General features: G+C 62.6%; 23 protein-coding genes. 17 read left to right on the top strand and 6 right to left on the bottom strand.

Features of this window, described 5'->3' with window-relative positions; translation table 11 throughout:
• Window positions 1–161: 161 nt before the first annotated feature.
• Complete coding sequence (locus IZ6_RS00930) at window positions 162–797, bottom strand: carbonic anhydrase (protein ID WP_222876160.1); 636 nt, start codon at window positions 795–797, stop codon at window positions 162–164.
• Window positions 798–937: 140 nt separating this feature from the next.
• On the opposite strand from IZ6_RS00930, the gene IZ6_RS00925 reads away from it, so the two are divergent.
• The 4 genes from IZ6_RS00925 to sdhA all read left to right on the top strand — a co-directional run bounded on the left by IZ6_RS00925 (window position 938) and on the right by sdhA (window position 4513).
• The gene (locus tag IZ6_RS00925) at window positions 938–1822 is read left to right on the top strand and encodes an HpcH/HpaI aldolase/citrate lyase family protein (RefSeq protein WP_222876159.1); all 885 of its coding nucleotides are present in this window, start codon (window positions 938–940) and stop codon (window positions 1820–1822) included.
• Window positions 1823–1924: 102 nt separating this feature from the next.
• Window positions 1925–2335 carry a succinate dehydrogenase, cytochrome b556 subunit gene (gene sdhC, locus IZ6_RS00920; protein ID WP_222876158.1) on the top strand — a complete coding sequence of 137 codons (411 nt, stop codon included), beginning with the start codon at window positions 1925–1927 and terminating at the stop codon, window positions 2333–2335.
• On the top strand, window positions 2335–2715 hold the full coding sequence (gene sdhD / locus IZ6_RS00915) for a succinate dehydrogenase, hydrophobic membrane anchor protein (protein ID WP_222876157.1): 381 nt from the start codon (window positions 2335–2337) through the stop codon (window positions 2713–2715). Before sdhC ends, sdhD begins: the two co-directional genes overlap by 1 nt.
• 1 nt (window position 2716) lies before the next feature.
• Complete coding sequence (sdhA, locus tag IZ6_RS00910; protein ID WP_222876156.1) at window positions 2717–4513, top strand: succinate dehydrogenase flavoprotein subunit; 1797 nt, start codon at window positions 2717–2719, stop codon at window positions 4511–4513.
• A gap of 21 nt (window positions 4514–4534) precedes the next feature.
• On the opposite strand, the gene IZ6_RS00905 is transcribed toward sdhA, so the two are convergent.
• Window positions 4535–5125: a PDDEXK family nuclease gene (locus IZ6_RS00905; RefSeq protein ID WP_222876155.1), complete on the bottom strand. Its 591-nt coding sequence runs from the start codon at window positions 5123–5125 to the stop codon at window positions 4535–4537.
• Between the two features lie 580 nt (window positions 5126–5705).
• Between IZ6_RS00905 and IZ6_RS00900 the strand changes: the two genes are divergently transcribed.
• Both IZ6_RS00900 and IZ6_RS00895 read left to right on the top strand, forming a co-directional pair.
• On the top strand, window positions 5706–6488 hold the full coding sequence (locus IZ6_RS00900; protein ID WP_222876154.1) for a succinate dehydrogenase iron-sulfur subunit: 783 nt from the start codon (window positions 5706–5708) through the stop codon (window positions 6486–6488).
• Window positions 6489–6638: 150 nt separating this feature from the next.
• Window positions 6639–7625, top strand: a complete 987-nt coding sequence (locus IZ6_RS00895; RefSeq protein ID WP_222876153.1) for a hypothetical protein — start codon at window positions 6639–6641, stop codon at window positions 7623–7625.
• Window positions 7626–7684: 59 nt separating this feature from the next.
• Here the strand turns inward: IZ6_RS00895 and IZ6_RS00890 are convergent, their stop codons facing one another.
• A complete protein-coding gene (locus IZ6_RS00890; RefSeq protein WP_222876152.1) occupies window positions 7685–8551 on the bottom strand; it encodes a serine protease in 867 nt (288 codons plus the stop codon).
• Window positions 8552–8792: 241 nt separating this feature from the next.
• On the opposite strand from IZ6_RS00890, the gene zapE reads away from it, so the two are divergent.
• The 7 genes from zapE (at window position 8793) to IZ6_RS00855 (ending at window position 17930) form a co-directional block, all read left to right on the top strand.
• Entirely contained in the window at window positions 8793–9833 is a 1041-nt protein-coding gene (gene zapE, locus IZ6_RS00885) for a cell division protein ZapE (RefSeq protein ID WP_222876151.1), read from the top strand.
• Between the two features lie 52 nt (window positions 9834–9885).
• Window positions 9886–10851: a malate dehydrogenase gene (gene mdh, locus IZ6_RS00880; RefSeq protein ID WP_222876150.1), complete on the top strand. Its 966-nt coding sequence runs from the start codon at window positions 9886–9888 to the stop codon at window positions 10849–10851.
• A 146-nt stretch (window positions 10852–10997) separates the two neighbouring features.
• Window positions 10998–13952 (top strand): 2-oxoglutarate dehydrogenase E1 component, encoded by a 2955-nt coding sequence (locus IZ6_RS00875; protein WP_222876149.1) that lies wholly within the window; start codon window positions 10998–11000, stop codon window positions 13950–13952.
• A 44-nt stretch (window positions 13953–13996) separates the two neighbouring features.
• Window positions 13997–15268, top strand: coding sequence for a 2-oxoglutarate dehydrogenase complex dihydrolipoyllysine-residue succinyltransferase (gene odhB / locus IZ6_RS00870; protein ID WP_222876148.1), 1272 nt, complete (start codon window positions 13997–13999; stop codon window positions 15266–15268).
• An 18-nt stretch (window positions 15269–15286) separates the two neighbouring features.
• On the top strand, window positions 15287–15679 hold the full coding sequence (locus IZ6_RS00865) for an MAPEG family protein (protein WP_222876147.1): 393 nt from the start codon (window positions 15287–15289) through the stop codon (window positions 15677–15679).
• A gap of 12 nt (window positions 15680–15691) precedes the next feature.
• Window positions 15692–17095 carry a dihydrolipoyl dehydrogenase gene (gene lpdA, locus IZ6_RS00860; RefSeq protein ID WP_222876146.1) on the top strand — a complete coding sequence of 468 codons (1404 nt, stop codon included), beginning with the start codon at window positions 15692–15694 and terminating at the stop codon, window positions 17093–17095.
• Window positions 17096–17195: 100 nt separating this feature from the next.
• A complete protein-coding gene (locus tag IZ6_RS00855) occupies window positions 17196–17930 on the top strand; it encodes a TerC family protein (protein WP_222876145.1) in 735 nt (244 codons plus the stop codon).
• A gap of 91 nt (window positions 17931–18021) precedes the next feature.
• On the opposite strand, the gene IZ6_RS00850 is transcribed toward IZ6_RS00855, so the two are convergent.
• The 3 genes from IZ6_RS00850 to fsa all read right to left on the bottom strand — a co-directional run bounded on the left by IZ6_RS00850 (window position 18022) and on the right by fsa (window position 20085).
• Window positions 18022–18159 carry a hypothetical protein gene (locus tag IZ6_RS00850; protein WP_222876144.1) on the bottom strand — a complete coding sequence of 46 codons (138 nt, stop codon included), beginning with the start codon at window positions 18157–18159 and terminating at the stop codon, window positions 18022–18024.
• Window positions 18160–18262: 103 nt separating this feature from the next.
• Complete coding sequence (locus tag IZ6_RS00845; protein ID WP_222876143.1) at window positions 18263–19237, bottom strand: tyrosine recombinase XerC; 975 nt, start codon at window positions 19235–19237, stop codon at window positions 18263–18265.
• A gap of 194 nt (window positions 19238–19431) precedes the next feature.
• Window positions 19432–20085: a fructose-6-phosphate aldolase gene (gene fsa / locus IZ6_RS00840; RefSeq protein ID WP_222876142.1), complete on the bottom strand. Its 654-nt coding sequence runs from the start codon at window positions 20083–20085 to the stop codon at window positions 19432–19434.
• Window positions 20086–20166: 81 nt separating this feature from the next.
• On the opposite strand from fsa, the gene IZ6_RS00835 reads away from it, so the two are divergent.
• From IZ6_RS00835 to atpA, 4 genes are all read left to right on the top strand, one after another.
• Window positions 20167–20556 carry a VOC family protein gene (locus IZ6_RS00835; RefSeq protein ID WP_222877497.1) on the top strand — a complete coding sequence of 130 codons (390 nt, stop codon included), beginning with the start codon at window positions 20167–20169 and terminating at the stop codon, window positions 20554–20556.
• Window positions 20553–22715: a primosomal protein N' gene (locus tag IZ6_RS00830; RefSeq protein WP_222876141.1), complete on the top strand. Its 2163-nt coding sequence runs from the start codon at window positions 20553–20555 to the stop codon at window positions 22713–22715. Before IZ6_RS00835 ends, IZ6_RS00830 begins: the two co-directional genes overlap by 4 nt.
• 214 nt (window positions 22716–22929) lie before the next feature.
• On the top strand, window positions 22930–23490 hold the full coding sequence (locus IZ6_RS00825) for a F0F1 ATP synthase subunit delta (RefSeq protein WP_222876140.1): 561 nt from the start codon (window positions 22930–22932) through the stop codon (window positions 23488–23490).
• The gene (atpA, locus tag IZ6_RS00820; RefSeq protein WP_222876139.1) at window positions 23490–25019 is read left to right on the top strand and encodes a F0F1 ATP synthase subunit alpha; all 1530 of its coding nucleotides are present in this window, start codon (window positions 23490–23492) and stop codon (window positions 25017–25019) included. Before IZ6_RS00825 ends, atpA begins: the two co-directional genes overlap by 1 nt.
• Window positions 25020–25029 lie beyond the last annotated feature (10 nt).

Below are 25029 nucleotides of genomic sequence, written 5' to 3'. Positions count from 1 at the left end.
GCCCGGTCGCGAGGTCCGGGGTCCAGACATAAGAGCGGCAAAGCCGCTCACTATGCGCTTCGCGCTCTAATCCTGGGTCCCGGATCGGCGCTCCGCTGCGCGTCGCTTGTCCGGGACACGTACTCCGAAAAACGGGCGCGATGAGCGCCCGTTTTCTTTTGTTACGCCGCCGCCGGAGAGACGAACTCGCCGGTCGCATCGTCGAGGACGCGCAGATCGCCGTTCGAAATGTTCAGATGAGCGCCGGAGATCGTGAGAATGCCGTCTTTCTCGCGGCTCTCAATTTCCGGGAAGGTGCGCAGATTCTTGATCGACAGACGGATCGCCGCCTCTTCGACCGCGGTCTCCAGCGCCTTGCCCTTCAGATTGGGATTGCGCGCCAGCGCATCTTCCTTGGCGCCGCTGATGAGGCTCATCCACGGGCCGATGAAATCGCCGGCGGTGTCGGTATTGGCGTTGAGATGGGCGCGGATGCCGCCGCACTGCGAATGCCCCATCACGACGATATGCGGTACGGCCAACCCTGCCACGGCAAATTCGATGGCCGCCGAGGTGCCGTGATGTTTGCCGTCGGGCCTGAAGGGCGGAACGACGTTGGCCACGTTGCGCAGGACGAACAGCTCACCCGGGCCCGACGAAAAGATCGTCTCGGGCGAGACGCGGCTGTCGCAGCAGCCGATGATCAGCGCCTGCGGCGCCTGGCCGAGAGCGGCGAGCTGGGCCAAACGGCCCTTTTCTTGAGGCAGTTTTTCGTCGCGCCACAGGCGATAGCCGTCGGCCAGATTTTTGGGGAACATGCAAAAGACTCCTGACCGGCTTGGTAGCCAAGCCGGGCGGTCCGGTCCAGACCCTGCGTCCCGTCGGGGGATATCCTGCGAGCCCCGTGCCAAATGCGAGCTTGTCCGCCCCGGCGCGAACAGGCTAGGTCTCTCCTCCCATGGAAGATATCCGTCCGCGCCGCAGCGCCCTCTACATCCCCGGCTCCAACACCCGCGCCCAGGAAAAGGCCAAAGGTCTGCCGGTCGATACCATCATCTTCGATCTCGAAGATTCGGTCTTCGACGAGGTCAAACCCAAAGCGCGCGAACAGGTGGTCGAGACCATCCGGGCCGGCGGCTACGGCCATCGGGAAATCGTCATGCGGGTCAACGCCGCCCGCACCGAATTCTTCGAAGACGACATGACGGCGGCCGTCAAAGCCAAGCCCAATGCCGTCCTGCTGTCCAAGGTCGAATCGACGGCCGAGATTTTTGCCGCCGAACGCCATCTGCGCGGCCGCCCCGAAACTCAAGGCATCGCACTCTGGGCCATGGTCGAGACCGCGCGCGGCCTTCAGGACATTGCGGAAATCGCCGCTTCCGTGCGCACGCCCGAAGGGCACCGGCTGAAGGGCCTTCTGCTCGGCACCAACGACATCATCCGCGAGACGGCGGTGAAGGGCGGCGGCGATCGCACGCCCGTCCTGCCCTGGCTGTCCATGGCGGTCCTCGCCGCGCGCACCGAAAAACTGTTCATTCTCGACGGCGTCTACAACGACTTCGCCGATGTGAAGGGCTTCGAGGCCGAATGTGCACAGGGACGTGCGCTCGGGATGGACGGCAAGACCATCATCCATCCAAGCCAGATCGAAGCCGCCAACCGGCTCTATGCGCCGAGCAAAGCCGAGGTCGATGAAGCGCGCGAGATCATCGCCGCTTTTGCCAAGCCCGAGAACGCTCAAAAGGGCGTTATTGCCATCCAGGGCCGCATGGTCGAGCGGCTGCACGCCAAGATCGCCACGCGCACGCTGAAACTGCACGAGACGATCGTCGCACGCAGCTAATTGGATAAATCGAGCAGAAAAACCATTTCCGCATAGCTGGGTTGCGTTGCGCCGGAGAATCCCCTGCGCTACGAAACTTAGAACGATCGGAAATCGCCCCAAATGGCCGAAGCCCGTCACTCCGGACGCCTGCCCGAGCGACCGTTGTCGCCGCACCTTCAGATTTATCGCTTCACCTGGACCATGGTGATGTCGATCCTGCATCGCGCGACGGGCTGCATCGCCTATTTCGCGGTCCCGGGACTTGTCCTTTATCTCGGCGCGGTGGCTTCCGGCCGCGATGCCTATAATCTCCTCGCCGCCTGCGCCGGCTCCTGGCTCGGCATTCTGGTTCTTGTCGGCCTGTCCTGGTCGCTGATCCATCACGCCATCGGCGGCATCCGCCACATCGTCTGGGATACGGGCACGGGCCTCGACCGCGCCAGCCGGTTCCTGTGGGCGCAGGGCACGCTTGTCGGCTCCGTCGTGCTGACGGTTCTGCTCTGGCTCGTCATTTTCCTGGGGGCGCTCTGATGGTCGCCCGCACACCCTTTGCCCGCGTCCGCGGTCTCGGCGCATCAGGCACCGGCACGCGCGAATACTGGCTCCTGAAGCTGACCTCGGTCGCGCTTTTGCCGCTGACCGTCTTCCTCATCGGCTTTCTGATCGCGATGAAGGATGCCGATCATGCGCAGGTGACGGACGCCATCGCCTCGCCCTTCATCGCAGTGCCGCTGTTCTTCTTTATCCTCGCCAATGCGAAACATATGCGTCTTGGCATGCAGAACGTCATCGACGACTACGTGCACGACAAAACGATGAAAAAGCTCATGGTCGGCGCCAACATCTTCTTCTCCTATGGCGGCGCTGCGGCGGCGTTTTATTTCCTGCTCAAGATCGGACTTGGTGGCTGAGATGGCGGACGCCTATCCGATCGTGGACCACACCTATGATGTGGTCGTCGTCGGCGCCGGCGGCGCCGGCCTGCGTGCCGTGCTCGGCTCGTCTTCGGCCGGCCTTCGCACCGCCTGCCTGACAAAAGTTTTTCCGACGCGTTCGCACACCGTCGCAGCGCAAGGCGGCATGTCGGCGGCGCTCGGCAATATGTCGCCGGACGAATGGCGCTGGCACATGTTCGACACCATCAAGGGATCGGACTGGCTCGGCGATCAGGACGCCATCGAATATCTCTGCCGCAATGCGCCGGCCGCCGTCTATGAGCTCGAGCACTGGGGCGTGCCCTTCTCGCGCACCGAAGACGGCAAGATCTATCAGCGCCCCTTCGGCGGCATGACGACGGAATACGGCCAGGGCGGTGCCGCGCAGCGCACCTGCGCCGCCGCCGACCGCACCGGCCACGCCATCCTCCATACCCTGTATGGACAGTGCGTGAAGCATAGCTCCGAATTCTTCATCGAGTATTTTGCACTCGATCTCATCATGGATGAGGAAGGCCGCTGCCGCGGCGTCATCGCGCTGAAGATGGATGACGGCACGATCCACCGCTTCCGCTCCCATATGACGGTGCTGGCGACCGGCGGCTACGGACGCGCCTATTTCTCCGCGACCTCGGCGCATACCTGCACCGGCGATGGCGGCGGCATGGTGCTGCGCGCCGGCCTGCCGCTGCAGGATATGGAATTCGTGCAGTTCCATCCGTCGGGCATTTACGGCTCGGGCTGCCTCATCACCGAAGGCGCGCGCGGCGAAGGCGGATATCTGACGAATTCCGAGAACGAACGCTTCATGGAGCGTTATGCGCCGCACGCAAAAGACCTCGCCTCGCGCGATGTCGTCTCGCGCGCCATGACGATCGAGATCCGCGAAGGCCGCGGCTGCGGCCGCCACAAGGATCACATCCTGCTGCATCTCGAGCATATCGACCCGGCGGTGCTGCATGAGCGCCTGCCCGGCATCTCGGAAAGCGCCAAGATCTTTGCCGGCGTCGACATCACGCGTGAGCCGATCCCGGTCATTCCGACCGTCCATTACAATATGGGCGGCATCCCGACGAATTATCACGGCGAAGTGCTGACCAAGAAAAACGGCGATCCGGATTTTGTCGTGCCCGGCATGATGGCACTCGGCGAAGGCGCCTGCGTGTCGGTGCACGGCGCAAACCGTCTCGGCTCGAACTCGCTGACCGACCTCATCGTCTTCGGGCGCGCCGCCGGCCAGCGCTGCGCCGAGATCATCAAGCCCTCCTCGCCCCAGCCGGAGCTGCCGAAGGATTCAGCGGACAAGGCGCTCGACCGCCTCGACCGCATCCGCAATTCCAACGGCAAGACGCCGACGGCAAAGCTGCGCCTCGATATGCAGCGCGTCATGCAGTCGAATTGCGCGGTGTTCCGCACCGGCGAAGTTCTGGCGGAAGGCAAAGAGCTGATTCACAAAGTGTGGGATTCGGCCGAGGACGTCAGAATCTCCGACCGCTCGCTGGTCTGGAATTCCGATCTCATCGAAACGCTGGAATTCGACAATCTGATCGCCCAGGCCGTTGTGACGGTCGACAGCGCGCTGAACCGCGAGGAAAGCCGCGGCGCCCATGCGCGCGAAGACTTCCCGGACCGCAATGACGGCGACTGGATGAAGCACACGCTCGCCTGGGCCGACACGAACGCCCGCAAGGTGACGATCGACTACCGCCCGGTGCACTCCTACACGCTGACCGACGAAGTCGAATACATCGCGCCGAGAAAGCGGGTGTATTGAATCCTCTAGCGCCTCAAATGCTCACTCTAGAGCCTCACACACCATGGCCACTGCGGAATCGATATCTCTCACGATCAAGGAGCCAGGAACTCGGACCGGCGTGAAGCCCGCTGCAGCAAGCCGATCATTGATTGCATAGTCCTTCTTTGCAGCCTTTCTGCTGCGGTGATGCCGGGTTGAATCGCAGAATACAGCGACCCTTTGCTCGGGAAAGAAGAAGTCCGACTCGGTGATAAAGCCTGGAGTGTTCGCGTTGCTCTCAGCCCAAAGGTGATACAGGCACGGATATGTTGACCCATCGTCATAGAGGAGCATTTGAAGCGTCGGAGAATGGCCGCGCTGCAGCAAGCCCTGCATCAGAAACAGCTCAATTGGTGAACCAGCGCCCCAAATTCGGCGCGCCTCAAGCCTATTGAAGGGAGTGCAGGTCAACCTAGTACGATGACGGATGTATTTGCGGAGAGGCGCGCCATCTTCCATTCCCAAGTTCACCGTTAGAACTTGGTCAGGATCGAATTCTGTCTGCATGTAGTACATGTCTGTAACTATGCCGATCTCGTCTGCGAAACCTTCCCTCTGCTTTTCACCCAAAAGCGCGATGGGCCCGAACATCCCCCAGCCCCCGTGAAGGGATCGAATTTGTAGTAACAAGGCTGAACCTCTTGGAGATGGTGGTTGAGACTGATGTTCTCCACATAGTCGACGTTAACCAGGGACACTCGATCGCGCTTCGTCGCTGGTATCAAAGAGATGGCGTATGGCACTCCGGAAGGGACACCCTCGATCGTTCGGAAAGCCGCAACACTGGTGACGACAGAAATGATTTGGAATTGCGTTCCTTTGGCTCGATACAACGCGAGTTCGCCATCAGACGGTCTGTCCTCAAGTATGTATTCCGCGGCTTCGGCCATCTCTGATGTGAGCGGCTGCACGCCACTAAGGTGCAGCATCGATAGCTTGATCCAGTTTGGAACCGAGGAAAGGTCCAAGGAGATAGGTAGAGCTGGGAGCGTGTCGTAGCCGGGGCTAGACAAAAGCTGGGAGGGTCGATCCTTGATCACTTGGCTTCTTATTAGAGATGCGTGGGCATGTAGCCATACTCATCAGTTGAAATTTTGTTCGGTGCAAGCACGCGGTGAAGCAACTCACTTGAGCCTCTTGACCTGCCAAGACGTTATAGGAAAATCCGACCATGGCTGAGTTCACTCTCCCCAAAAATTCCCGCATCAAGGAAGGCACGGCCTGGCCGAAGCCCGAGGGTGCGAAAACGCTGACGGAGTTCCGCATCTATCGCTGGAACCCGGATGACGGCGAGAACCCGAAGATCGACACCTATTGGGTCGACCGCGAACATTGCGGGCCGATGATCCTCGACGGGCTGATTTACATAAAGAACGAGATCGACTCGAGCCTGACTTTCCGCCGCTCCTGCCGCGAGGGCATTTGCGGTTCGTGCTCGATGAACATCAACGGCGCCAATACGCTCGCCTGCACCAAGGGCATGGACGAAGTCGGCGAGAACGTCATCAAGATCTACCCGCTGCCGCATATGCCGGTGATCAAGGATCTCGTTCCGGATCTGTCGACCTTCTACAATCAGGTCAATCTGATCGAGCCCTTCCTCAAGACCTCGACCGCGCCGCCGGAAAAGGAATGGGCGCAGAGCCCCGAAGACCGCGACAAGCTCGACGGTCTTTACGAATGCATTCTGTGCGCCTGCTGCTCGACCTCGTGCCCGAGCTATTGGTGGAACGGCGAGAAATATCTCGGCCCGGCCGCTCTGCTGCAGGCCTATCGCTGGATGATCGACAGCCGCGACGAGGGTCTCGCCGAGCGTCTGGACACTCTGGAAGATCCCTTCCGCCTGTACCGCTGCCATACGATCATGAACTGCGCCAATGTTTGCCCGAAGGGTCTGAACCCGGCGGCGGCGATCGTCGAAATCAAAAAGCTAATGCAGGAGCGGGAAGTATAGACCCGTTAACAGTCTAAAGACTGCAGCCGCGCGCCGCTTTTTCGCCCTTTTGGCGCGACATGACCGAACCACGCAACTTATCGCCCGATCGCTGCGTTCTCGCATTGGGCAATCTCTCGGGACGCAAATGTCCCGACGCGGGTTCAAGACATGATCCTACGCACCGGCATTTTCACTTTCTGTGCCGCGTTTCTTCTGACCCAATCTGCGCTGGCAGCCGTGCCGCCGAAACCGGCGAAGCAGACCAAGCAGGTTGCGGGGGCCAAAGCTTCCCCGAAACCGGCAGCTAAAACCGCCGCGCCGAAAGCTTCCCCCAAACCGGCAGCCGTGCCGGCGCAAGCGACCTATCGCCTGCCGACGGGCGGCGCGCCGCAGAAGGTCCCGGCAACGCCGCCGCCCGGCGTGCGTACCGATCCCGCGCCGGCGGCCGCAGCCGCGGCTGCGCCGGCAAAGCCCGCGGCGCAGGCCAGCGCACCCGCTAAGGCTAAGCCGAAGAAGACCGCCGCCAAGACGCCGGGCAAGAAGAAGCAGCTCGCCAGCTTGAAGAGCCAGAAGCTGAAAGCCGGCCGCGCTGCACTTTCGCCGATGGAGCGGATCGATCGCGGCCAGCTTGCGACCGATCACCTGACCGGCGCCGAGAAGAAATCGACGCTTGAGCTTCTCGTTTCCTATAAGGAGACGGTCCGCGAGGGCGATCTCGAAACCGCCGGCGTGCTGCTCCGCCTCATCGCCAACGAGACGCCGCGTCATGACATGGTGACGGTCGTGAACGACCTTCTGGGTCTGCCGGTCGACACCCAGGATACCGAAGTCCTGCTCGAGATCGCGCGCGCCGACCGCGCCGATGCGGTGGCCGGCGATACGGCGAAGAAGGGTGAGAGCGACAAGGTCCCTTCGCCGCTCGGCGAGCGCATTCATGCCGCCCATGCCGCGGTGGAAGCCGCGCCCCGCACCTCACGCCTCGACGCGCTCGCCGCCTACAAGCACGCGGTGCTGGAAGGAAATGCGACGGCCGCGGCCGTTGCGCTCTCGGGCGTCGTTCAGGGCCGGCTCGATCAGGAGACGGTCAACACCGCAAACGCTTTGCTCGGGGTCGAGAACATCTTCCCGCCCGGCCAGCTCGCCGCCGCGAACTGAACCCCTAAAAAGCAAAAGGCCCGGTCTCCCGGGCCTTTTGTTTAAATCGAAGAGAGAGATCAGCGCAGACGGGTCGAGGCCGTATCGGCCGCAGCGTGCTCGGCCGGAGCCGGCATCTGCTCGACGATCGGCGGCGAGGTCATCGCAACGATCGCAGTGCGGAACGGGCCTTCGACGGCAACGCCGAAATTCATATGCGTCATCGAGAACGGGCCGGGACGGTCCGGATGCGTCGAGCGCCAGCCGACATAAATGCCGACCATCGCGCCCGCTTCGCCCGGCACCATGATGGCCGAACCCGAAGCGCCCTCGCCGGCCGAGCAGTCAATCGCCAGCTCGCGCGGCATGTCCTTTTCGGTCAGGCTTTCGACGCGGATGGCGCACGGCTCGATGGCCTTGGCGCCGTCATGCACCCAGCCGCGATGGCGGTGGGCGAGCATGACAATATTGGTGCCGACCGGACCCGGCTCGCTGATGCCGTAGGGCTGAGCGGATTTCACGGCCTGAACGAGGCGCACCACCGCCCAGTCGTGGACGGGCGCGACCGCATAAGGATTGCGCGAGCCGACGACGAGCGAGGCGACATCGAGCGGCACCTGCAGCTGCTTGCCGTCGGACATCACGTTGAAATGGCAAGTCGAGAGATCGCCGCGCGGATTGCCGTCGGTGTCGTAGAAGGCATGTGCCGCGGTCGTAACGACGTCGTTCTTCACGGTGAGCTGTGCGGTCGAATAGACGCCCGAGCAGACGATCATGCCGGTGGCGGCGTAGCGATTTTCGAAGAGCGCCGGATCCTGGCCCGACTTGCGGGCAAACTCCGGCAGCGTCAGGCGCGCGTCGGAGACGAGCGTCACCGCTCCTGCAGTGTTTGCCGCAGCTCCAAGCCCGCACAGCATGGCGGCTGCGAAAATCAGCCCGTGACGCACGTTCCAATCCCCCGCACAGAGATGAGCATCAGTGTGAGGGATTACGTGTTTACGTCAAGCGGGCAAAACGCGTATCGGTGATTTAGGTTCCGGCTGTCGCAAAAAAGATTCAGAAAAGCGGGGTTAGCGCCACAACATGTTGAAAAAGCTTGCTGTCTGCAGCATCCAGTACTTGGGAACCTCGGCCTGAATGGCGCAAAGCTTAACACAGATCTTAACGGAGCGCTCAGCACGCGGAACATTGCGTGCGGAGACTGCGCAGGTTGAAACCGCAACAAGGTTCGACCGGCTGATCGCCGAACTCGGGCGCAAGCCCGGCCTGTTCCGAAAAGCTCACCGCCCGCGCGGCATCTATCTCTGGGGGGAAGCTGGGCGCGGCAAGACCTTCCTGATGGATCTGTTCTTCCGCCACGCGCCCGAGCCGCGCAAAAAGCGCGTCCATTTTCATGCGTTCATGACTCAAATGCATGAGCGGCTGAAGGACTTCAAAGAGGAACGCGGCCGCCAGCCCATTCAGGCTCTGGCCGAAAGCGTCGCCGCCGAGGCGCGCCTTCTGTGCCTCGACGAACTGCAGATCAAGGACATCGCCGACGCGACGATCGTCGCGCGCCTGTTCACCGAACTGATCGCCCAGGGCACGGTGATCGTCACCACCTCAAACGCCCCGCCGGAGCGGCTCTACTGGAAGGGCATCAACCGCGATCTCTTTCTGCCCTTCATCGCGCTGATCCAGCGCGAGCTCGATGTGATCCGTCTGGATGTGCCCCAAGACTTCCGGCTGCAGAAGCTGCTCGCAGCGCCCGTCTGGTTCGTGCCGCCGGACGAGACGGCGAAAGCCGCGCTCGACCGCGCCTTTGCCGATCTTGCCGGCGCTCCCAAAGGCGAGCCCGAAACGCTGCGGGTTCAGGGCCGCGATCTCGTCATTCCAAATACGCTGAACGGGGTTGCGCGTTTTACATTCGCCGAGCTTTGCGACCGCCCGCTCGGGCCCGCGGATTTCGGCGCGATCGCCCGCACGTTTCACACGCTGATCGTCGACGGCGTGCCCAAACTCGATAGCCAGTCTAACGACATTGTGCGCCGTTTCGTCATTCTTATCGATGAATTGTACGAATTACGGGTCAAACTCATCGCCTCGGCCGAGGCCCCGCCGGGCGAGCTGATGACGCGCGGCGACCAGAGCTGGGACTTCCAGCGCACACGCTCGCGCCTCGCGGAAATGGGCTCGAAAGATTGGCTCGCCCTGCCCCATGGTCAGGAAGTTGACTTGAATTCAGATTAGCAACCGCCTAGTCACACGGCCAAAGAAACTGCCCCTAAGAGGAAACCCAGACATGGCCCGCAAGAAGATCGCGCTCATCGGCTCCGGCCAGATCGGCGGCACGCTCGCTCATCTCATCGGGCTGAAGGAACTCGGCGACATCGTCCTCTTCGACATCACCGAGGGCACGCCGCAGGGCAAGGCACTCGACATCGCCGAAAGCGCGCCGATCGAGGGCTTCGATGCCGGCTATAGCGGCACCAACTCTTATGCCGATATCGAAGGCGCCGATGTCGTGATCGTCACCGCCGGCGTGCCGCGCAAGCCGGGCATGAGCCGCGACGATCTCGTCGGCACCAATCTCAAGGTCATGGAACAGGTCGGCGCCGGCATCCGGAAATATGCGCCGGGCGCATTCGTGATCTGCATCACCAACCCGCTCGACGCCATGGTCTGGGCGCTGCAGAAGGCTTCGGGCCTGAAGCCGAGCATGGTGGTCGGCATGGCGGGTGTCCTCGACGCCGGCCGCTTCCGCTATTTCCTCGCCGACGAATTCGGCGTGTCGGTTCAGGACGTCTCGGCCTTCGTGCTCGGCGGCCATGGCGACGATATGGTGCCGCTGGTCCGCTACTCGACCGTTGCTGGTATCCCGCTACCGGACCTTGTCCGCATGGGCTGGACCAGCCAGGCCAAGCTGGACGCCATCGTCGAGCGCACGCGCAAAGGCGGCGGCGAGATCGTCGGCCTGCTGAAGACGGGCTCGGCCTTCTACGCTCCGGCCTCTTCGGCGATTGCGATGGCGGAATCGTATCTTAAGGACAAGAAGCGGGTTCTGCCCTGCGCGGTCTTCCTCGAAGGCCAATACGGGGTCGACGGTCTTTATGTCGGCGTGCCGGCCGTGATCGGCGCGGGCGGAATAGAGAAAGTTGTAGAGATCGAACTGAACTCGGGCGAACGCTCCATGTTCGACAAGTCGATCGAAAGCGTTCGCGGTCTGGTGGAAGCCTGCCAGCAAATTGCGCCGCATCTCGGTTCGTGACACCGGGCTGCCGTAAACCGCATTTAGTTTAGAGGAACAATCGGTTTCGGGTTGAAACGCGGCGCGTAATGGCCGACTTTACCCGAAGGGGGTTAGTTGTCTCAGCAACGTCCAGGAGTGGGGCCGTTGCGCAGTCGGAAACCAAAATGTCTCGCCAGCAGGCCAATCAGGCCTTTCTGAATACCGCCTTCCTGTACGGCGGTAATGCGCCCTATATCGAAGATCTCTACGCCCGCTATCAGGAGAACCCCGCCTCGGTTGACGCCGAATGGCAGGAATTCTTCGCAGGCTTCAACGACCACCCGGCAGACGCGGTGAAAATCGCGCGCGGCGCCTCCTGGACACGTCCGGAGACGCAGCCGCCGCTTGCCGCCGTCAACGGCTCGGCCGCAGTCGCCGAGAAGGTGGCCCGCGGAGCCGAGCGCGTTCTCAGCGAAAAGATCGAAACCAAGGCGCAGTCGGCCGGCCAGTCTCTCCTGCCGGAGGACGTGCAGCGCGCAACGCGCGATTCCGTCCGCGCGCTGATGCTGATCCGGTCCTACCGGATGCGCGGCCATCTCGCCGCCGATCTCGACCCGTTGAAGCTCGAACCGCGCGGCGATCATCCGGAGCTCGATCCGGAGAGCTACGGCTTCACCGAGGCCGATCTCGACCGCAAGATCTTCCTCGACCATGTGCTCGGCATGGAATTCGCGACCATGCGCGAAATCCTGACCATCCTGAAGCGCACCTATTGCTCGACGCTCGGCGTCGAGTTCATGCACATCTCATCGCCGGCCGAGAAGGCCTGGGTGCAGGAGCGCATCGAAGGTCCGGAAAAGACCATCGCGTTCACGCCGGAAGGCAAGCGCGCCATTCTCAACAAGCTCGTTGAGGCCGAAGGCTTCGAGAAATTCCTCGACGTCAAATTCACCGGCACCAAACGCTTCGGCCTCGACGGCGGCGAAGCTCTTATTCCGGCGCTCGAGCAGATCATCAAGCGCGGCGGCAATCTCGGCGTCAAAGAGATCGTGCTGGGCATGGCCCATCGCGGCCGCCTCAACGTGCTCACGCAAGTCATGGGCAAGCCGCACCGCGCGCTGTTCCATGAGTTCAAGGGCGGCTCGTCCACCCCGGATGAAGTCGAAGGCTCGGGCGACGTGAAGTACCATCTCGGTGCCTCCAGCGACCGCGAGTTCGACTCGAACAAAGTTCATCTGTCGCTGACGGCGAACCCCTCGCATTTGGAAATCGTCGATCCCGTCGTTCTCGGAAAGGTCCGCGCCAAGCAGGACCAGCACAAGGACGCCGAACGCACACAGGTTCTGCCTCTCTTGCTCCACGGCGACGCGGCCTTTGCCGGCCAAGGCGTCATTGCCGAATGCTTCGGGCTTTCGGGACTGAAGGGTCACCGCACCGGCGGCTCGATCCACGTCATCATCAACAACCAGATCGGCTTTACGACGTCGCCGCGCGTCGCGCGCTCCTCGCCCTATCCGTCGGATGTGGCGAAGATGGTCGAAGCGCCGGTCTTCCACGTGAACGGCGACGATCCGGAAGCGGTGACCTTTGCCGCCAAGATCGCGACCGAATTCCGCCAGAAGTTCAAGAAGCCGGTCGTCATCGATATCTTCTGCTATCGCCGTTTCGGCCATAACGAGGGCGATGAGCCGAGCTTTACCCAGCCTCTGATGTACCGGGCGATCCGCTCGCATCCGACGACGCTGGAAATCTACACCCGCAAGCTCGTCGCCGAGGCCGTCATCACCGAGGCCGAAGTCGAGGAGATGAAGGCGGGCTGGCGCTCGCATCTCGATTCCGAGTTCGAGACCGGACAATCCTATCTGCCGAACAAGGCGGACTGGCTCGACGGCCGCTGGGCCGGCATGAAGCCCGCCGGCAAGGATGTCGAGGATGCGCGCCGCGGCTCAACCGGCGTTCCGGTCGCAACCCTGCGCGAGATCGGCGAGAAGATCACGACCGCGCCCGAAGGCTTCCACCTTCACAAGACGATCGGCCGCTTCCTCGAAAACCGCAGGAAAGCGATCGAGACCGGCGAAGGCATCGACTGGGCGACCGGTGAGGCTCTGGCGTTCTCGTCCTTGCTCATCGAAGGCAATCCCGTGCGCCTGTCCGGACAGGACGTCGAACGCGGCACCTTCTCGCAGCGTCACTCGGTTCTCACCGATCAGGAAAACGATGCCCGCTGGAAACCCTTCAACCATGTGAAGGACGGACAGGCGCGCTATGAGGTCATCAACTCGATGCTGTCGGAAGAAGCGGTGCTCGGTTTCGAGTACGGCTATTCGCTGGCCGAGCCGAGCGCGCTGACCTTGTGGGAAGCGCAGTTTGGCGATTTCGCCAACGGCGCGCAGGTCGTCATCGACCAGTTCATCTCCTCCGCCGAGAGGAAATGGCTGCGCATGTCGGGCCTCGTAATGCTCCTGCCGCATGGCTATGAAGGCCAGGGACCGGAACATTCCTCGGCGCGCCTTGAGCGCTTCCTGCAGATGGCGGCGGAAGACAATATGCAGATCGCCAACTGCACGACGCCGTCGAACTACTTCCACATCCTGCGGCGTCAGCTGAAGCGCGACTTCCGCAAGCCGCTCATCCTGATGACGCCGAAAAGCCTTCTGCGTCACAAGCGGGCGGTCTCGAAGCTCGAGCATATGGGCGAAGGCACCTACTTCCATCGCTGGCTGCACGACGATGCGGACCCCCGCGTCGGCGGCAAGGGCCTGGTCGAGCCGAAGAAGATCCGCCGCCTGATCCTGTGCACCGGCAAGGTCTATTACGACCTCATCGACGAGCGCGAAAAGCGCGGCGTGGACGACGTCTATATCCTGCGCATCGAACAGCTCTATCCGTTCCCGGCGAAATCGCTGGCGCAGGAACTGGCGGCTTTCGAGAACGCCGAGATCGTCTGGTGTCAGGAAGAGCCGCGCAATCAGGGCGCCTGGTTCTTCGTCGAGCACTATGTGAGCTGGGCTTCCGGCAAGAAGGGTTCGGATCGCCGTCTGCGTTATGTCGGCCGCCCGGCCGCAGCATCGACGGCTGTCGGCCAGATGTCGAAACATCAGGCTCAGCTCCGCGCCTTCCTCGACGAGGCTTTCGCGTAATTACTAGCGGCACAAGCGGCCTTGGCGCCGCCAACAGGTGAAAAATGGCAACCGAAATTCGCGTACCGGCTCTGGGTGAAAGCGTCACCGAGGCCACGATCGGCAAGTGGTTCAAGAAGCCGGGCGATGCCGTCAAAGCCGACGAGCCGCTGGTCGAGCTTGAAACCGACAAGGTGACGGTGGAAGTGCCGGCGCCCGCCGCCGGTGTTCTGTCCGAAATCGCCGCCAAGGAAGGCGACACCGTCAATGTCGGCGCAAAGCTCGGCGCCATCGATGCCGGCGCGTCTGCTGCCGCCTCCAACGGCAGCGCCGAGAAGAAATCCGGCGGCACCGGTAACCCGAACGAGAAGACCGATACGGCAAAGCCGATCAAAGCTGCCGAAGAAGAGGTGAAGCCGCGCGCGGTTCCGAAATCTGCCGACGATCAGGCGCCGTCCGTGCGCCGTCTCGCGGCGGAATCGGGCGTCAGCCCGCCGGCATCGGGAACCGGCAAAGACGGCCGCGTGACCAAAGGCGACATGCTGTCGGTCATTCAGGGTGGTGCGCAGTCGCGCCCAGCCGCATCGGCTCCTTCGGCTCCCGCCGCGCCGCGCGCGCCTTCCGCTCCGGCCGATGTAGAGCGCGAAGAGCGCGTGCGCATGACGCGCCTGCGCCAGACCATCGCGCGCCGCCTGAAGGATGCGCAGAACACCGCGGCCCTGCTGACGACTTATAACGATGTCGACATGACCGCCGTGATGGAGCTGCGCTCGCATTACAAGGACGATTTCGAAAAGCGCCACGGCGTGAAGCTCGGCTTCATGGGCCTGTTCACCAAGGCCTGCGTGCACGCGCTGAAAGAGGTTCCGGCCGTCAACGCCGAGATCGACGGCGACGACCTCGTCTTCAAGAACTACTACCATATGGGCATCGCCGTCGGCACCGAGCGCGGCCTTGTCGTGCCGGTCGTGCGCGATGTCGACAAGAAGACCCTGCCCGAGATCGAACGCGCCATTGTCGAAGCCGGCAAGAAGGCACGCGAAGGCCATCTCGGCATCGAAGACATGCAAGGCGGCACGTTCACCATCTCGAATGGCGGCGTGTATGGCTCGCTGATGTCGATGCCGATCCTCAACGCGCCGCAATCGGGCATTCTCGGCATGCATCGCATCGAGCAGCGCCCGGTCGTGCGCAATGGCGAGATCGTGGCGCGGCCGATGATGTATCTGGCACTGACTTACGATCACCGCGTGGTCGACGGCCAGGGCGCCGTCACCTTCCTCGTCAAGGTCAAGGAAGCTCTCGAGGATCCCGCGCGCCTCGTGCTCGATCTGTAAGAGCGCAAAATGCCTTCAATGCCTCAAGAGATCGTCGTCCTCGCCCTCGGGGTCGCCCTTCTCTTCTTCCACATCTCGCTGCAGGCGATCCTGGCGACGATGGAACTCGGCCGCGCCTGGAACGCCAGCGCGCGCGACGAGCGCATTCAAGTGAAAGGTCTCTATGCCGGACGCGCCGAGCGCGCACTGAAAAACTATCTTGAAACCTTCACCGCCTTGATCGCGCTTTCGCTGGCGCTCGCCGTTCTGAACAAGACCGGCGGAATTGCCACGACCGGAGCCTGGATCTGGCTTCTCGCTCGTCTTGTCTACATACCGCTATATCTCATGGGCATTCCCTATATCCGTTCCGCGGTCTGGGTTGTGGCCGCCCTTGGCCTCTTCCTGATGTTCATCGCGCTCTTCATGTGAGTTTGAAAAATTATGGCTGACACTTACGATCTCGTCGTTATCGGCACCGGCCCCGGCGGCTATGTCTGCGCCATCCGCGCGGCGCAGCTCGGGCTGAAAACCGCCGTCGTCGAAAAACGCGCAACGCTTGGCGGCACCTGCCTGAACATCGGCTGCATTCCGTCGAAAGCGCTGCTGCACGCCTCGCATCTCTTTGAAGAAGCCGAACACAAATTCGGCGGCATGGGCATCGGCGTTTCGCCGAAACTTGATCTGAAGACCATGCAGGCCTTCAAGCAGAAGGGCGTCGACGGCAATGTGAAGGGCGTCGACTTCCTGATGAAGAAGAACAAGATCGATGTGCATTTCGGCGCCGGCACGATCACCGCACCCGGCAAGATTTCGATCAAGCCCGAGAAAGGCAACGCGACCGAGATCACGACGAAAAACATCGTCATCGCGACGGGATCCGACGTCACGCGCCTCAAAGGCGTCGAGATCGACGAGAAGAGGATCGTCTCCTCGACCGGCGCGCTTGAGCTGTCGAAAGTGCCGGGCAAGCTGCTCGTCATCGGCGCGGGCGTGATCGGCCTTGAGCTCGGCTCGGTCTGGCGTCGCCTTGGCTCTGAGGTCACCGTCGTCGAATTCCTCGACCGCATCCTGCCCGGCATGGATACGGAAGTGGCTCGCCAGTTCGAACGCCTGCAGTCCAAACAGGGCATCACTTTCAAACTCGGCTCGAAGGTCACCGGCGTCGATGGGTCGGGCAAGACCCTGAAGGCGACGATCGAACCCGCCGCCGGCGGCAAAGCGGAAGTGATCGAAGCCGATGTTGTTCTCGTCGCCATCGGCCGCGTGCCGTATACGGCAGGTCTCGGCCTCGACAAGCTGGGCGTTCAGCTCGACGAGCGCGGCCGCGTCAAGACCGACGGCCATTTCAAGACCTCGGTCAACGGTATTTACGCCATCGGCGACGTCATCGCCGGACCGATGCTCGCTCACAAAGCCGAAGACGAAGGCATGGCGGTTGCCGAGATTCTCGCCGGCAAAGCGGGCCATGTGAATTACGGCGTCATACCGAGCGTCGTCTACACCTATCCGGAAGTCGCCAGCGTCGGTCAGACGGAAGAAGAACTGAAGACCGCCGGCACCGCTTACAGTATCGGCAAGTTCCCGTTCACCGCGAACGGCCGCGCCAAGGCGAACGACACGACGGACGGTTTCGTAAAAATCCTTGCCGACGCCACGACCGACAAGGTGCTCGGCGTACATATCATCGGCCCGGAAGCCGGAACCCTTATCGCGGAGGCTGCGCTCGGCATGGAATTCGGCGCATCGTCCGAAGACATCGCCCGCACCTGCCATGCGCATCCGACTTTAAGCGAAGCGGTGAAGGAAGCAGCGCTCGCCGTCGATAAGCGCGCGATTCATATGTGATCGGGCATATGTAATCCGGCACCCTGTATTTATACGGTAGACTGAGGTATCGGCGCGCCGCCCCTTGCGGGCGGCGCTCTGCCCTCCATCTTCCTGAGCGATGGACTATATTTTTACGCTGCTTGCCGATCCCGCTGCCTGGGCGGCATTGCTGGCGCTGATCACGATGGAAGTCGTGCTCGGCATCGACAATCTTCTTTTTATCTCGATCCTCACCAACAAGCTGCCGCCCGAGCGGCGCTCGTTCGCGCGGCGCCTCGGCATCGGCATGGCGGTCGGCATGCGCATTGCGCTGCTCTTCGTCATTGCGTGGATTATCGGCCTGACCGCGCCATTGTTCTCGGTGTTCGGCAATGAGATTTCCTGGCGCGACATCATCTTGATCGGCGGCGGCCTCTTCCTCGTCTGGAAAGCGACGAAGGAAATCCATCACCATATGGAGCCGCCCGAAGAGGGCGATATGTTCGAATCCCGCGCGGCGGAACTCACCGTTGCCGCGACCATCGGCCAGATCCTCGTGCTCGATCTCGTCTTCTCGATCGACAGCATCGTCACTGCGGTCGGCATGACCGAGCATGTGCCGATCATGATCGTGGCGGTGCTCGTCACCGTCAGCGTGATGCTGCTCGCCGCCGACCCGCTCGGTAATTTCATCGGCCGCCATCCGACCGTGATCATGCTGGCGCTGGGCTTTTTGCTCTTGATCGGTGTTGCGCTGATTGCCGACGGCTTCGGAGTCAAAATCCCGAAGGGCTATATCTATGCGGCCATGGCCTTCTCGGCGCTGATCGAGGCGCTGAACCTCTTCGCGAGGCGAAACCGCAAAACGGCCTGATGCGGATGGCTCCAAATGCGGAAAAGGCCCGGCTCTACAAGCCGGGCCCTTTTCGTTTCTCCGCGAGGGTCTCGAGTCCTTGGGAAGAAAACTACTGCTGCTGGAGCTGCTCAATCACCGCCGCCGGCGCAATTTGGGCATCCGCCTCGATCAGCATGAACGGCAGAGCCATAAAGCTCAGCGCCATGAAGTAGGCGGCGACCATCAGGAGAGTGCGCTTCAGCGACATTGTTGTGAGCCCCAGAAACCAAATTCGATGGACAACGTCTTAAGGGGCGGATGTTTCCCAAAAATTGCGATTCATATTTCAGCGCGGAAATATGGCTTCAGGCTCAAGCGGATCGTGCCCTTGGGTGGGCGGCGGCATGGACCGCGATCAGCTTGGCCGCATCGACCTCGGTATAGATCTGGGTGGTCGACAGGCTGGAATGGCCCAAAAGCTCCTGAATCGAGCGGAGATCCCCGCCCCGCGCCAGGAGATGGGTCGCAAAGGAATGGCGCAGCGCATGCGGGGTCGCGGTCTCCGGCAGGCCGAGCGCCGAGCGCATCTCCTGCATCGCCCGCTGGACGATGCGCGGCGATAGGGGGCCGCCTTTGGCGCCGAGAAACAGCGGCCCGTCGGGCTCAAGCGTCCAGGGGCACAGGGCGATATAGTCCTCCACCGCCTGCACCACGCTGTCGATCACCGGCACCTGCCGCGTCTTGCCGCCTTTGCCGGTAACCCTCAAAGCGCGCTGGCTCTTCGAGGGCGCCTCGCGCCGGGTCAGCGACAGCGCCTCGGCGATACGAAGTCCGCATCCATATAAGAGAGCGATCACCGCCGCATCGCGGGCCAGGACCCAGGGCTCGCGCGGATCGCCGGCCCGTGTCTCGGTGTCGGTCATTTTCCGGGCGGCCGACGCCGTCAGGGGTTTGGGCAGGCTGCGGGCGATTTTCGGGGCGCGGATGGCAGCCAAAGCCGAAGCCGAGCCATTGCCGGCCCGTTCGAGGAAGCGGGCGAAGCTGCGCGAGGCCGCCAGCGCCCGCATCACCGAGCGGCTCGACAGGCCCTCGGTTCGTCTGCGGGCGAGAAACGCGCGGATGTCGCGCGGCTTCAGCGTGTCGAGATCGTTCAGCGAAGGCGGGCCGCCGAGATGCTCCTGCAGGAAGCCGAGAAAGAAGCGCACATCCCGGCCATAGGCCTCGACCGTCAGCTCGGACAGCCGCCGCTCATCGGCGAGATGGGCGATCCAGGAGGCGAACTGCGCCTTCACGTCGGATGCGGCGGGAAGATCGATCTGCATCGCTCTAATATGGAGCTTGGGCATTTAAAGAGGAGTGAGCATTCTCCCTCCTCCCGCGCGCGGGGAGAGGGCCGGGGTGAGGGGGCGTCGCGTTGGAACTTGCCCCTCACCCGGCACTGCGTGCCGACCTCTCCCCAAACCAAGTCGGGTGTTCCCGACTTGGTCGTAGACGAGCTGAACTCGGAAACATCCGAGTTCAGGCGGGGAGAGGTGAACTATCAGATCGACTGACCCGTCTTCTTCCAGTCGGCGACGAACTGGGCGAGGCCCTTATCCGTCAGCGGATGATTGACGAGGCTCTTGATGACCGCCGCCGGGCAGGTCGCGACATCCGAGCCGATCATCGCGGCCTGCTTCACGTGAAGCGGTGTGCGGATCGAGGCGGCGAGGATCTCGGTCTCGAAGTCCGGATAGTTGTCGTAGATCGTGCGGATTTCCTGGATCAGCTCCATGCCGTCGAGATGGATGTCGTCGAGGCGGCCGATAAAGGGCGAGATGAAGCTGGCGCCGGCCTTGGCGGCGAGCAGCGCCTGATTGGCCGAGAAGCAGAGCGTGACATTGACCATCGTCCCTTCCGAGCGGAAAACACGGCAGGCTTTCAGCCCGTCCCAGGTCAGCGGCACCTTGATGACGATGTTCGAGGCGATCTTGGCCAGCGTCCGGCCTTCTTTGAGCATGCCGTCGAGATCGGTCGCGGCGACTTCGGCCGAGACCGGGCCGGGCACGACTTCGCAAATCTCTTTCAGAATGGTCGGATAGGGCCGGTTGGCCTTCAGCACCAGCGAGGGATTGGTGGTCACACCGTCGATCAGGCCGGTTTCGGCCAGGTCCCGGATTTCCCCGATATCGGCGGTATCGACAAAGAATTTCATGGCGTAAGTTCCTCGCGCGTGATGCGCCGTGCATCGCTCGCCCCGCCCGCATTTGCAAGAGAGACGAGAGAGAAGCGGATGATCCTCGACCATATAGGGTTCGCCGTCGAAGATTATGAAGGCGCCAAGGCATTTTACTCCGCCGCCCTGAAACCTCTCGGCATTTCCATCGTGATGGAGGTCCAGCAGGAGGAGCATCCGGGCTACAGGGCCTGCGGCTATGGCGGACCGGGCGGCAAGCCGGATTTCTGGCTGGGCGCCGAGGGCCGGACCACCCCCCATGTGCATGTCTGCTTCGCCGCCGAAAACCGCGCCGCGGTCGAGGCCTTCTATAAAGCGGCGATAGCCGCCGGGGGCCGGGATAACGGTCCGCCCGGCATCCGCGCCCATTACCATCCCAACTATTACGGCGCCTTTGTCCTCGACCCCGAGGGCCACAATATCGAGGCCGTCTGCCACACACCCGAATGAAGCGCGCCGAGGTTCTGCTGCCGGTCGCCCTCGACCGCAGCTTCACCTATTCCGTTCCCGAGGGGCTCGATCTGCAGCCCGGCGACATCGTCGAGGTGCCGCTTGGCGGCGGCATGCAGGCCGGCGTCGTCTGGGGCCCGGGCGATGAGGATGTGCCGGCGAAAAAACTGAAGCCGGTCGAGGCGGCTTACGATCTCCCGAGGCTTCCGCCCGAAATTCTGAAGTTCGTCGATTGGGTGGTGCGCTACACGCTCTCGCCCGCCGGCATGGTGCTGCGCATCGCGCTGCGCGGGGCGCGCAATGCCGGCGACGAATCGCCCAAGCGCGCTGTCATTACGACCGGCGATGCGCCCGCGCGCATGACCGCGGCGCGCGAGCGCGTGCTGAAGACCGCGTCAGATAATCTGGCGCGCATCAAATCCGATCTCGCGCGCGAAGCAGGCGTCTCCGTCGGCGTGATCGACGGGCTGATCAAAGAAGGTGCGCTGCGCATTGTCGAATTGCCGCCCGATCCGATCGGCTCCGGCCTCGATGCGGAGTTCGCCAAGCCCGAACTCAATGCCGAACAGGCGAAGGTCGCGGAAGAACTCATCGCGTCCGTACGCGCGCGCAAGTTTTCGCCGCATCTTCTCGAAGGCGTCACCGGCTCGGGCAAGACCGAGACCTATATGGAGGCGGTCGCCGAAGCCGTGCGCAGGGGACGCCAGGCGCTGATATTGCTGCCGGAAATCGCGCTGACGCGGGTGATGATCGACCGCGTTGCCGCCCGCTTCGGCGCACCGCCCGGCGAATGGCATTCGACGGTGGCGCCGAGGCGCCGCGCCCGCACCTGGGAAGGCGCGGCGACCGGCGAAACACAGATCGTCGTCGGCGCGCGTTCGGCGCTGTTTCTGCCGTTCAAGGATCTCGGCGTCATTATCGTCGACGAAGAGCACGATACCGGCTTCAAACAGGACGATACGCCCGTTTATCACGCACGCGACATGGCGGTGGTGCGGGCGCAGATTTCCGAAATTCCTGTGGTTCTGGTCTCCGCAACGCCGTCCATTGAAACACGCGTCAATGCCGATGCCGGGCGGTACAGACATCATCTTCTCGCCGAGCGCTATGGCGGGCGCTCGCTGCCCGATATCGAACTTCTCGATCTTCGGGACGATCCGCCCTCGCCCAATCGCTGGATCGCGCCGCCGCTCGAAACCGAAGTGCGCGAAACTCTGGCGCGCGGCGAACAGGCGCTGCTGTTCCTCAACAGAAGAGGTTTTGCGCCGCTGACGCTCTGCCGCGCCTGCGGCCACCGGTTTCAATGTCCGAACTGTTCGTCCTGGCTGGTCGAGCACCGATTCCGCCGCCAGCTCGTCTGCCATCATTGCGGACATCATGAAGACGTGCCGCCGGCCTGCCCGAAATGCGAAATGCCCGGCAAGCTCGCTGCGGTCGGCCCCGGCGTGGAGCGCATAAGAGATGAAGCCGCCGAGCTTTTCCCCGAAGCGCGGCTCTCGGTTCTCTCCAGCGACATCACCGTCGGCGCCGAGCGCATGCGCGCCGAACTCGACGCCATCACAAAGCATGAGGTCGATCTCATTATCGGCACCCAGCTCGTGACCAAGGGCCATAACTTCCCGGACCTCACTCTGGTCGGCGTCGTCGACGGCGATCTCGGCCTCGGCACCTCGGACCCCCGGGCCGCCGAGCGCACGTTCCAGCTTCTCGAACAGGTGACGGGACGCGCCGGACGCGGCGCAAAGCCCGGGCGCGGCGTGGTGCAGACCTTCGATCCCGGCCATCCCGTTATGCAGGCGCTGAAAAAGCATGATGGCGAAGCCTTCTATAAAGCCGAGATCGAAGCGCGGGCCGATGCGGCCCTGCCGCCGTTCGGAAGGCTCGCCAGTCTCATCGTCTCGGCGCCGGATAAGAGACAGGCCGAGCTCTATGCCCGCGCGCTCGCTCAGATTTTCCCGGAAACGCCGGGTATTCGTCTTTTGGGGCCGGCCGAACCGCCTTTGGCTCTGATCCGCGGCCGTCACCGCATGCGATTGATCGTCAAAGCGCCGCGCACGACCGATCTTTCGGGCTTCATCCGCTCATGGCTTGCGAACGCGCCGAAAGCCCCCGGATCGCTGCAGGTGCAGATCGATGTCGATCCGGTGAGCTTTGTGTAGCGCTGTTTAGAACGGCGCTGATTTATGTGGCCATTCAGTCGCATCCTCGTTGTGTTGCACCACTCACGCCATCGTGTTAGTCAACCCGCGGTTTGCGGGGGCTGCTTTCCAAGACTGGCTCCCGCGGCCAAAACACCACGATATTTCAAGGGTTTAGGCAGGCCGGAAGCGACCTGAACAAGCCCCTGAACTGGACGACGAAAGATCGCCATCCGTGTCAGCAAACGACGCGACCCCGACGAGCATGGCCGGCCGCTACGCGACGGCGCTGTATGAGCTTGCCGAGGAGTCCAAATCCGTCGACGCCGTTCTGAAAGATCTGCAGCGTTTCGATGAGCTTCTCGATAGCTCCGCCGATCTGAAGCGCCTCGTCAAAAGCCCCGTTTTCTCGGCGGAAGAGCAGCTTGCTGCCATCTCCGCCATTTTCGACAAGGCCAAATTCACCGGTCTTGCCGCCAATTTCATCAAGCTTGCCGCCAAGAACCGCCGCCTGTTTGCGGTCGACGCCATGATCCGCGCTTTCCGCGCGATCGTTGCAAAGGCGCGCGGCGAGCTGACCGCCAAGGTGACCGTCGCCGAGCCGATGAACGATGCCCGCCTGAAGGACATCAAATCCGCTCTGAAGGACGTCACCAGCCAGGATGTTGAGATCGATGTTAAGGTCGATCCTTCGATCATCGGCGGCATCATCGTGCAGCTCGGCAGCCGCATGGTCGACGCCTCCCTGAAAACTCGCCTTTCCGCCATTCAAACCGCCATGAAAGAGGTGCGCTGATGGATATCCGCGCCGCAGAGATCTCCGCGATCCTGAAGGATCAGATCAAGAATTTCGGCGAGGAAGCCGAAGTCTCCGAAGTCGGCCAGGTTCTGTCCGTCGGTGACGGCATCGCCCGCATTTACGGCCTCGACCAGGTCCAGGCCGGTGAAATGGTCGAATTCCCCGGCGGCATTCGCGGCATGGCCCTGAACCTCGAAACCGACAATGTCGGCGTCGTTATCTTCGGTTCGGACCGCGACATTAAAGAAGGCGACACGGTCAAGCGTACCGGCGCCATCGTCGACGTTCCCGTCGGCCCCGAACTTCTCGGCCGCGTCGTCGACGCGCTCGGCAACCCGATCGACGGCAAAGGCCCGATCAACGCCAAGAAGCGCGCCCGCGTCGACGTGAAAGCCCCCGGCATCATTCCGCGCAAATCGGTGCATGAGCCGATGCAGACGGGCCTCAAGGCGATCGACGCCCTGATCCCGGTCGGCCGCGGCCAGCGCGAGCTGATCATCGGCGACCGCCAGACCGGCAAGACCGCCGTCATCCTCGACACGATCCTGAACCAGAAGCCGATCAATCAGGGCAAGGACGAGAAGGCCAAGCTCTTCTGCGTCTATGTCGCCATCGGCCAGAAGCGTTCGACCGTCGCGCAGTTCGTGAAGGTGCTCGAAGAGCAGGGCGCTCTTGAGTATTCGATCGTCGTCGCCGCCACGGCTTCCGATCCGGCCCCGATGCAGTTCCTGGCGCCGTTCGCCGGCTGCGCCATGGGCGAATATTTCCGCGATAACGGCCTCCATGCCCTCATCGCCTATGACGATCTGTCCAAGCAGGCCGTCGCCTACCGCCAGATGTCGCTGCTGCTGCGCCGTCCGCCGGGCCGCGAAGCCTATCCGGGCGACGTCTTCTATCTCCACTCGCGTCTCCTCGAGCGCGCGGCGAAGCTCAATGACGATAACGGCGCGGGTTCCTTGACCGCCCTCCCCGTCATCGAGACGCAGGCCAACGACGTGTCGGCCTATATCCCGACCAACGTGATTTCGATCACCGACGGCCAAATCTTCCTCGAAACGGACCTGTTCTATCAGGGCATCCGTCCGGCGGTGAACGTCGGCCTCTCGGTGTCGCGCGTCGGCTCGGCCGCCCAGATCAAGGCGATGAAGCAGGTTGCCGGCAAGATCAAAGGCGAGCTCGCGCAGTACCGCGAAATGGCGGCCTTCGCGCAGTTCGGCTCGGATCTCGATGCGACGACGCAGCGCCTCCTGAACCGCGGCGCCCGCCTGACCGAGCTTCTGAAGCAGGGCCAGTTCTCGCCGCTCAAGGTCGAAGAACAGGTCGCGGTCATCTGGGCCGGCACCAACGGCTATCTGGATACGCTGCCGGTCGCGCAGGTCCGCCCGTTCGAAACGGGCCTCCTGAACGCGCTGCGCTCCAAGCACGCAGACATTCTCGACTCGATCCGCACGTCCAAGGAACTGTCGAAAGAGACCGGCGAAAAGCTCAAAGCTGCCGTCGACTCGTTCGCCAAGACCTTCGCCTGATCTAAGAAAG

It is taken from the genome of Terrihabitans soli, assembly GCF_014191545.1.
GTDB lineage: Bacteria > Pseudomonadota > Alphaproteobacteria > Rhizobiales > Methylopilaceae > Flaviflagellibacter > Flaviflagellibacter soli.
The sequence above is the reverse complement of the archived record's forward strand: the minus strand, read 5'-3'. Positions and strand labels throughout refer to the sequence as shown.

Coding starts and splice junctions, on each gene's coding strand:
- sdhD (WP_222876157.1), top strand. CDS start 2,335: ATGGTCGCCCGCACACCCTTTGCCCGCGTCCGCGGTCTCGGCGCATCA.
- sdhA (WP_222876156.1), top strand. CDS start 2,717: ATGGCGGACGCCTATCCGATCGTGGACCACACCTATGATGTGGTCGTC.
- lpdA (WP_222876146.1), top strand. CDS start 15,692: ATGGCTGACACTTACGATCTCGTCGTTATCGGCACCGGCCCCGGCGGC.
- IZ6_RS00905 (WP_222876155.1), bottom strand. CDS start 5,125: ATGTTCGGGCCCATCGCGCTTTTGGGTGAAAAGCAGAGGGAAGGTTTC.
- odhB (WP_222876148.1), top strand. CDS start 13,997: ATGGCAACCGAAATTCGCGTACCGGCTCTGGGTGAAAGCGTCACCGAG.
- atpA (WP_222876139.1), top strand. CDS start 23,490: ATGGATATCCGCGCCGCAGAGATCTCCGCGATCCTGAAGGATCAGATC.
- IZ6_RS00875 (WP_222876149.1), top strand. CDS start 10,998: ATGTCTCGCCAGCAGGCCAATCAGGCCTTTCTGAATACCGCCTTCCTG.
- IZ6_RS00925 (WP_222876159.1), top strand. CDS start 938: ATGGAAGATATCCGTCCGCGCCGCAGCGCCCTCTACATCCCCGGCTCC.
- IZ6_RS00930 (WP_222876160.1), bottom strand. CDS start 797: ATGTTCCCCAAAAATCTGGCCGACGGCTATCGCCTGTGGCGCGACGAA.
- IZ6_RS00900 (WP_222876154.1), top strand. CDS start 5,706: ATGGCTGAGTTCACTCTCCCCAAAAATTCCCGCATCAAGGAAGGCACG.
- mdh (WP_222876150.1), top strand. CDS start 9,886: ATGGCCCGCAAGAAGATCGCGCTCATCGGCTCCGGCCAGATCGGCGGC.
- sdhC (WP_222876158.1), top strand. CDS start 1,925: ATGGCCGAAGCCCGTCACTCCGGACGCCTGCCCGAGCGACCGTTGTCG.
- IZ6_RS00850 (WP_222876144.1), bottom strand. CDS start 18,159: ATGTCGCTGAAGCGCACTCTCCTGATGGTCGCCGCCTACTTCATGGCG.
- IZ6_RS00855 (WP_222876145.1), top strand. CDS start 17,196: ATGGACTATATTTTTACGCTGCTTGCCGATCCCGCTGCCTGGGCGGCA.
- IZ6_RS00865 (WP_222876147.1), top strand. CDS start 15,287: ATGCCTCAAGAGATCGTCGTCCTCGCCCTCGGGGTCGCCCTTCTCTTC.
- IZ6_RS00895 (WP_222876153.1), top strand. CDS start 6,639: ATGATCCTACGCACCGGCATTTTCACTTTCTGTGCCGCGTTTCTTCTG.
- fsa (WP_222876142.1), bottom strand. CDS start 20,085: ATGAAATTCTTTGTCGATACCGCCGATATCGGGGAAATCCGGGACCTG.
- IZ6_RS00830 (WP_222876141.1), top strand. CDS start 20,553: ATGAAGCGCGCCGAGGTTCTGCTGCCGGTCGCCCTCGACCGCAGCTTC.
- IZ6_RS00845 (WP_222876143.1), bottom strand. CDS start 19,237: ATGCCCAAGCTCCATATTAGAGCGATGCAGATCGATCTTCCCGCCGCA.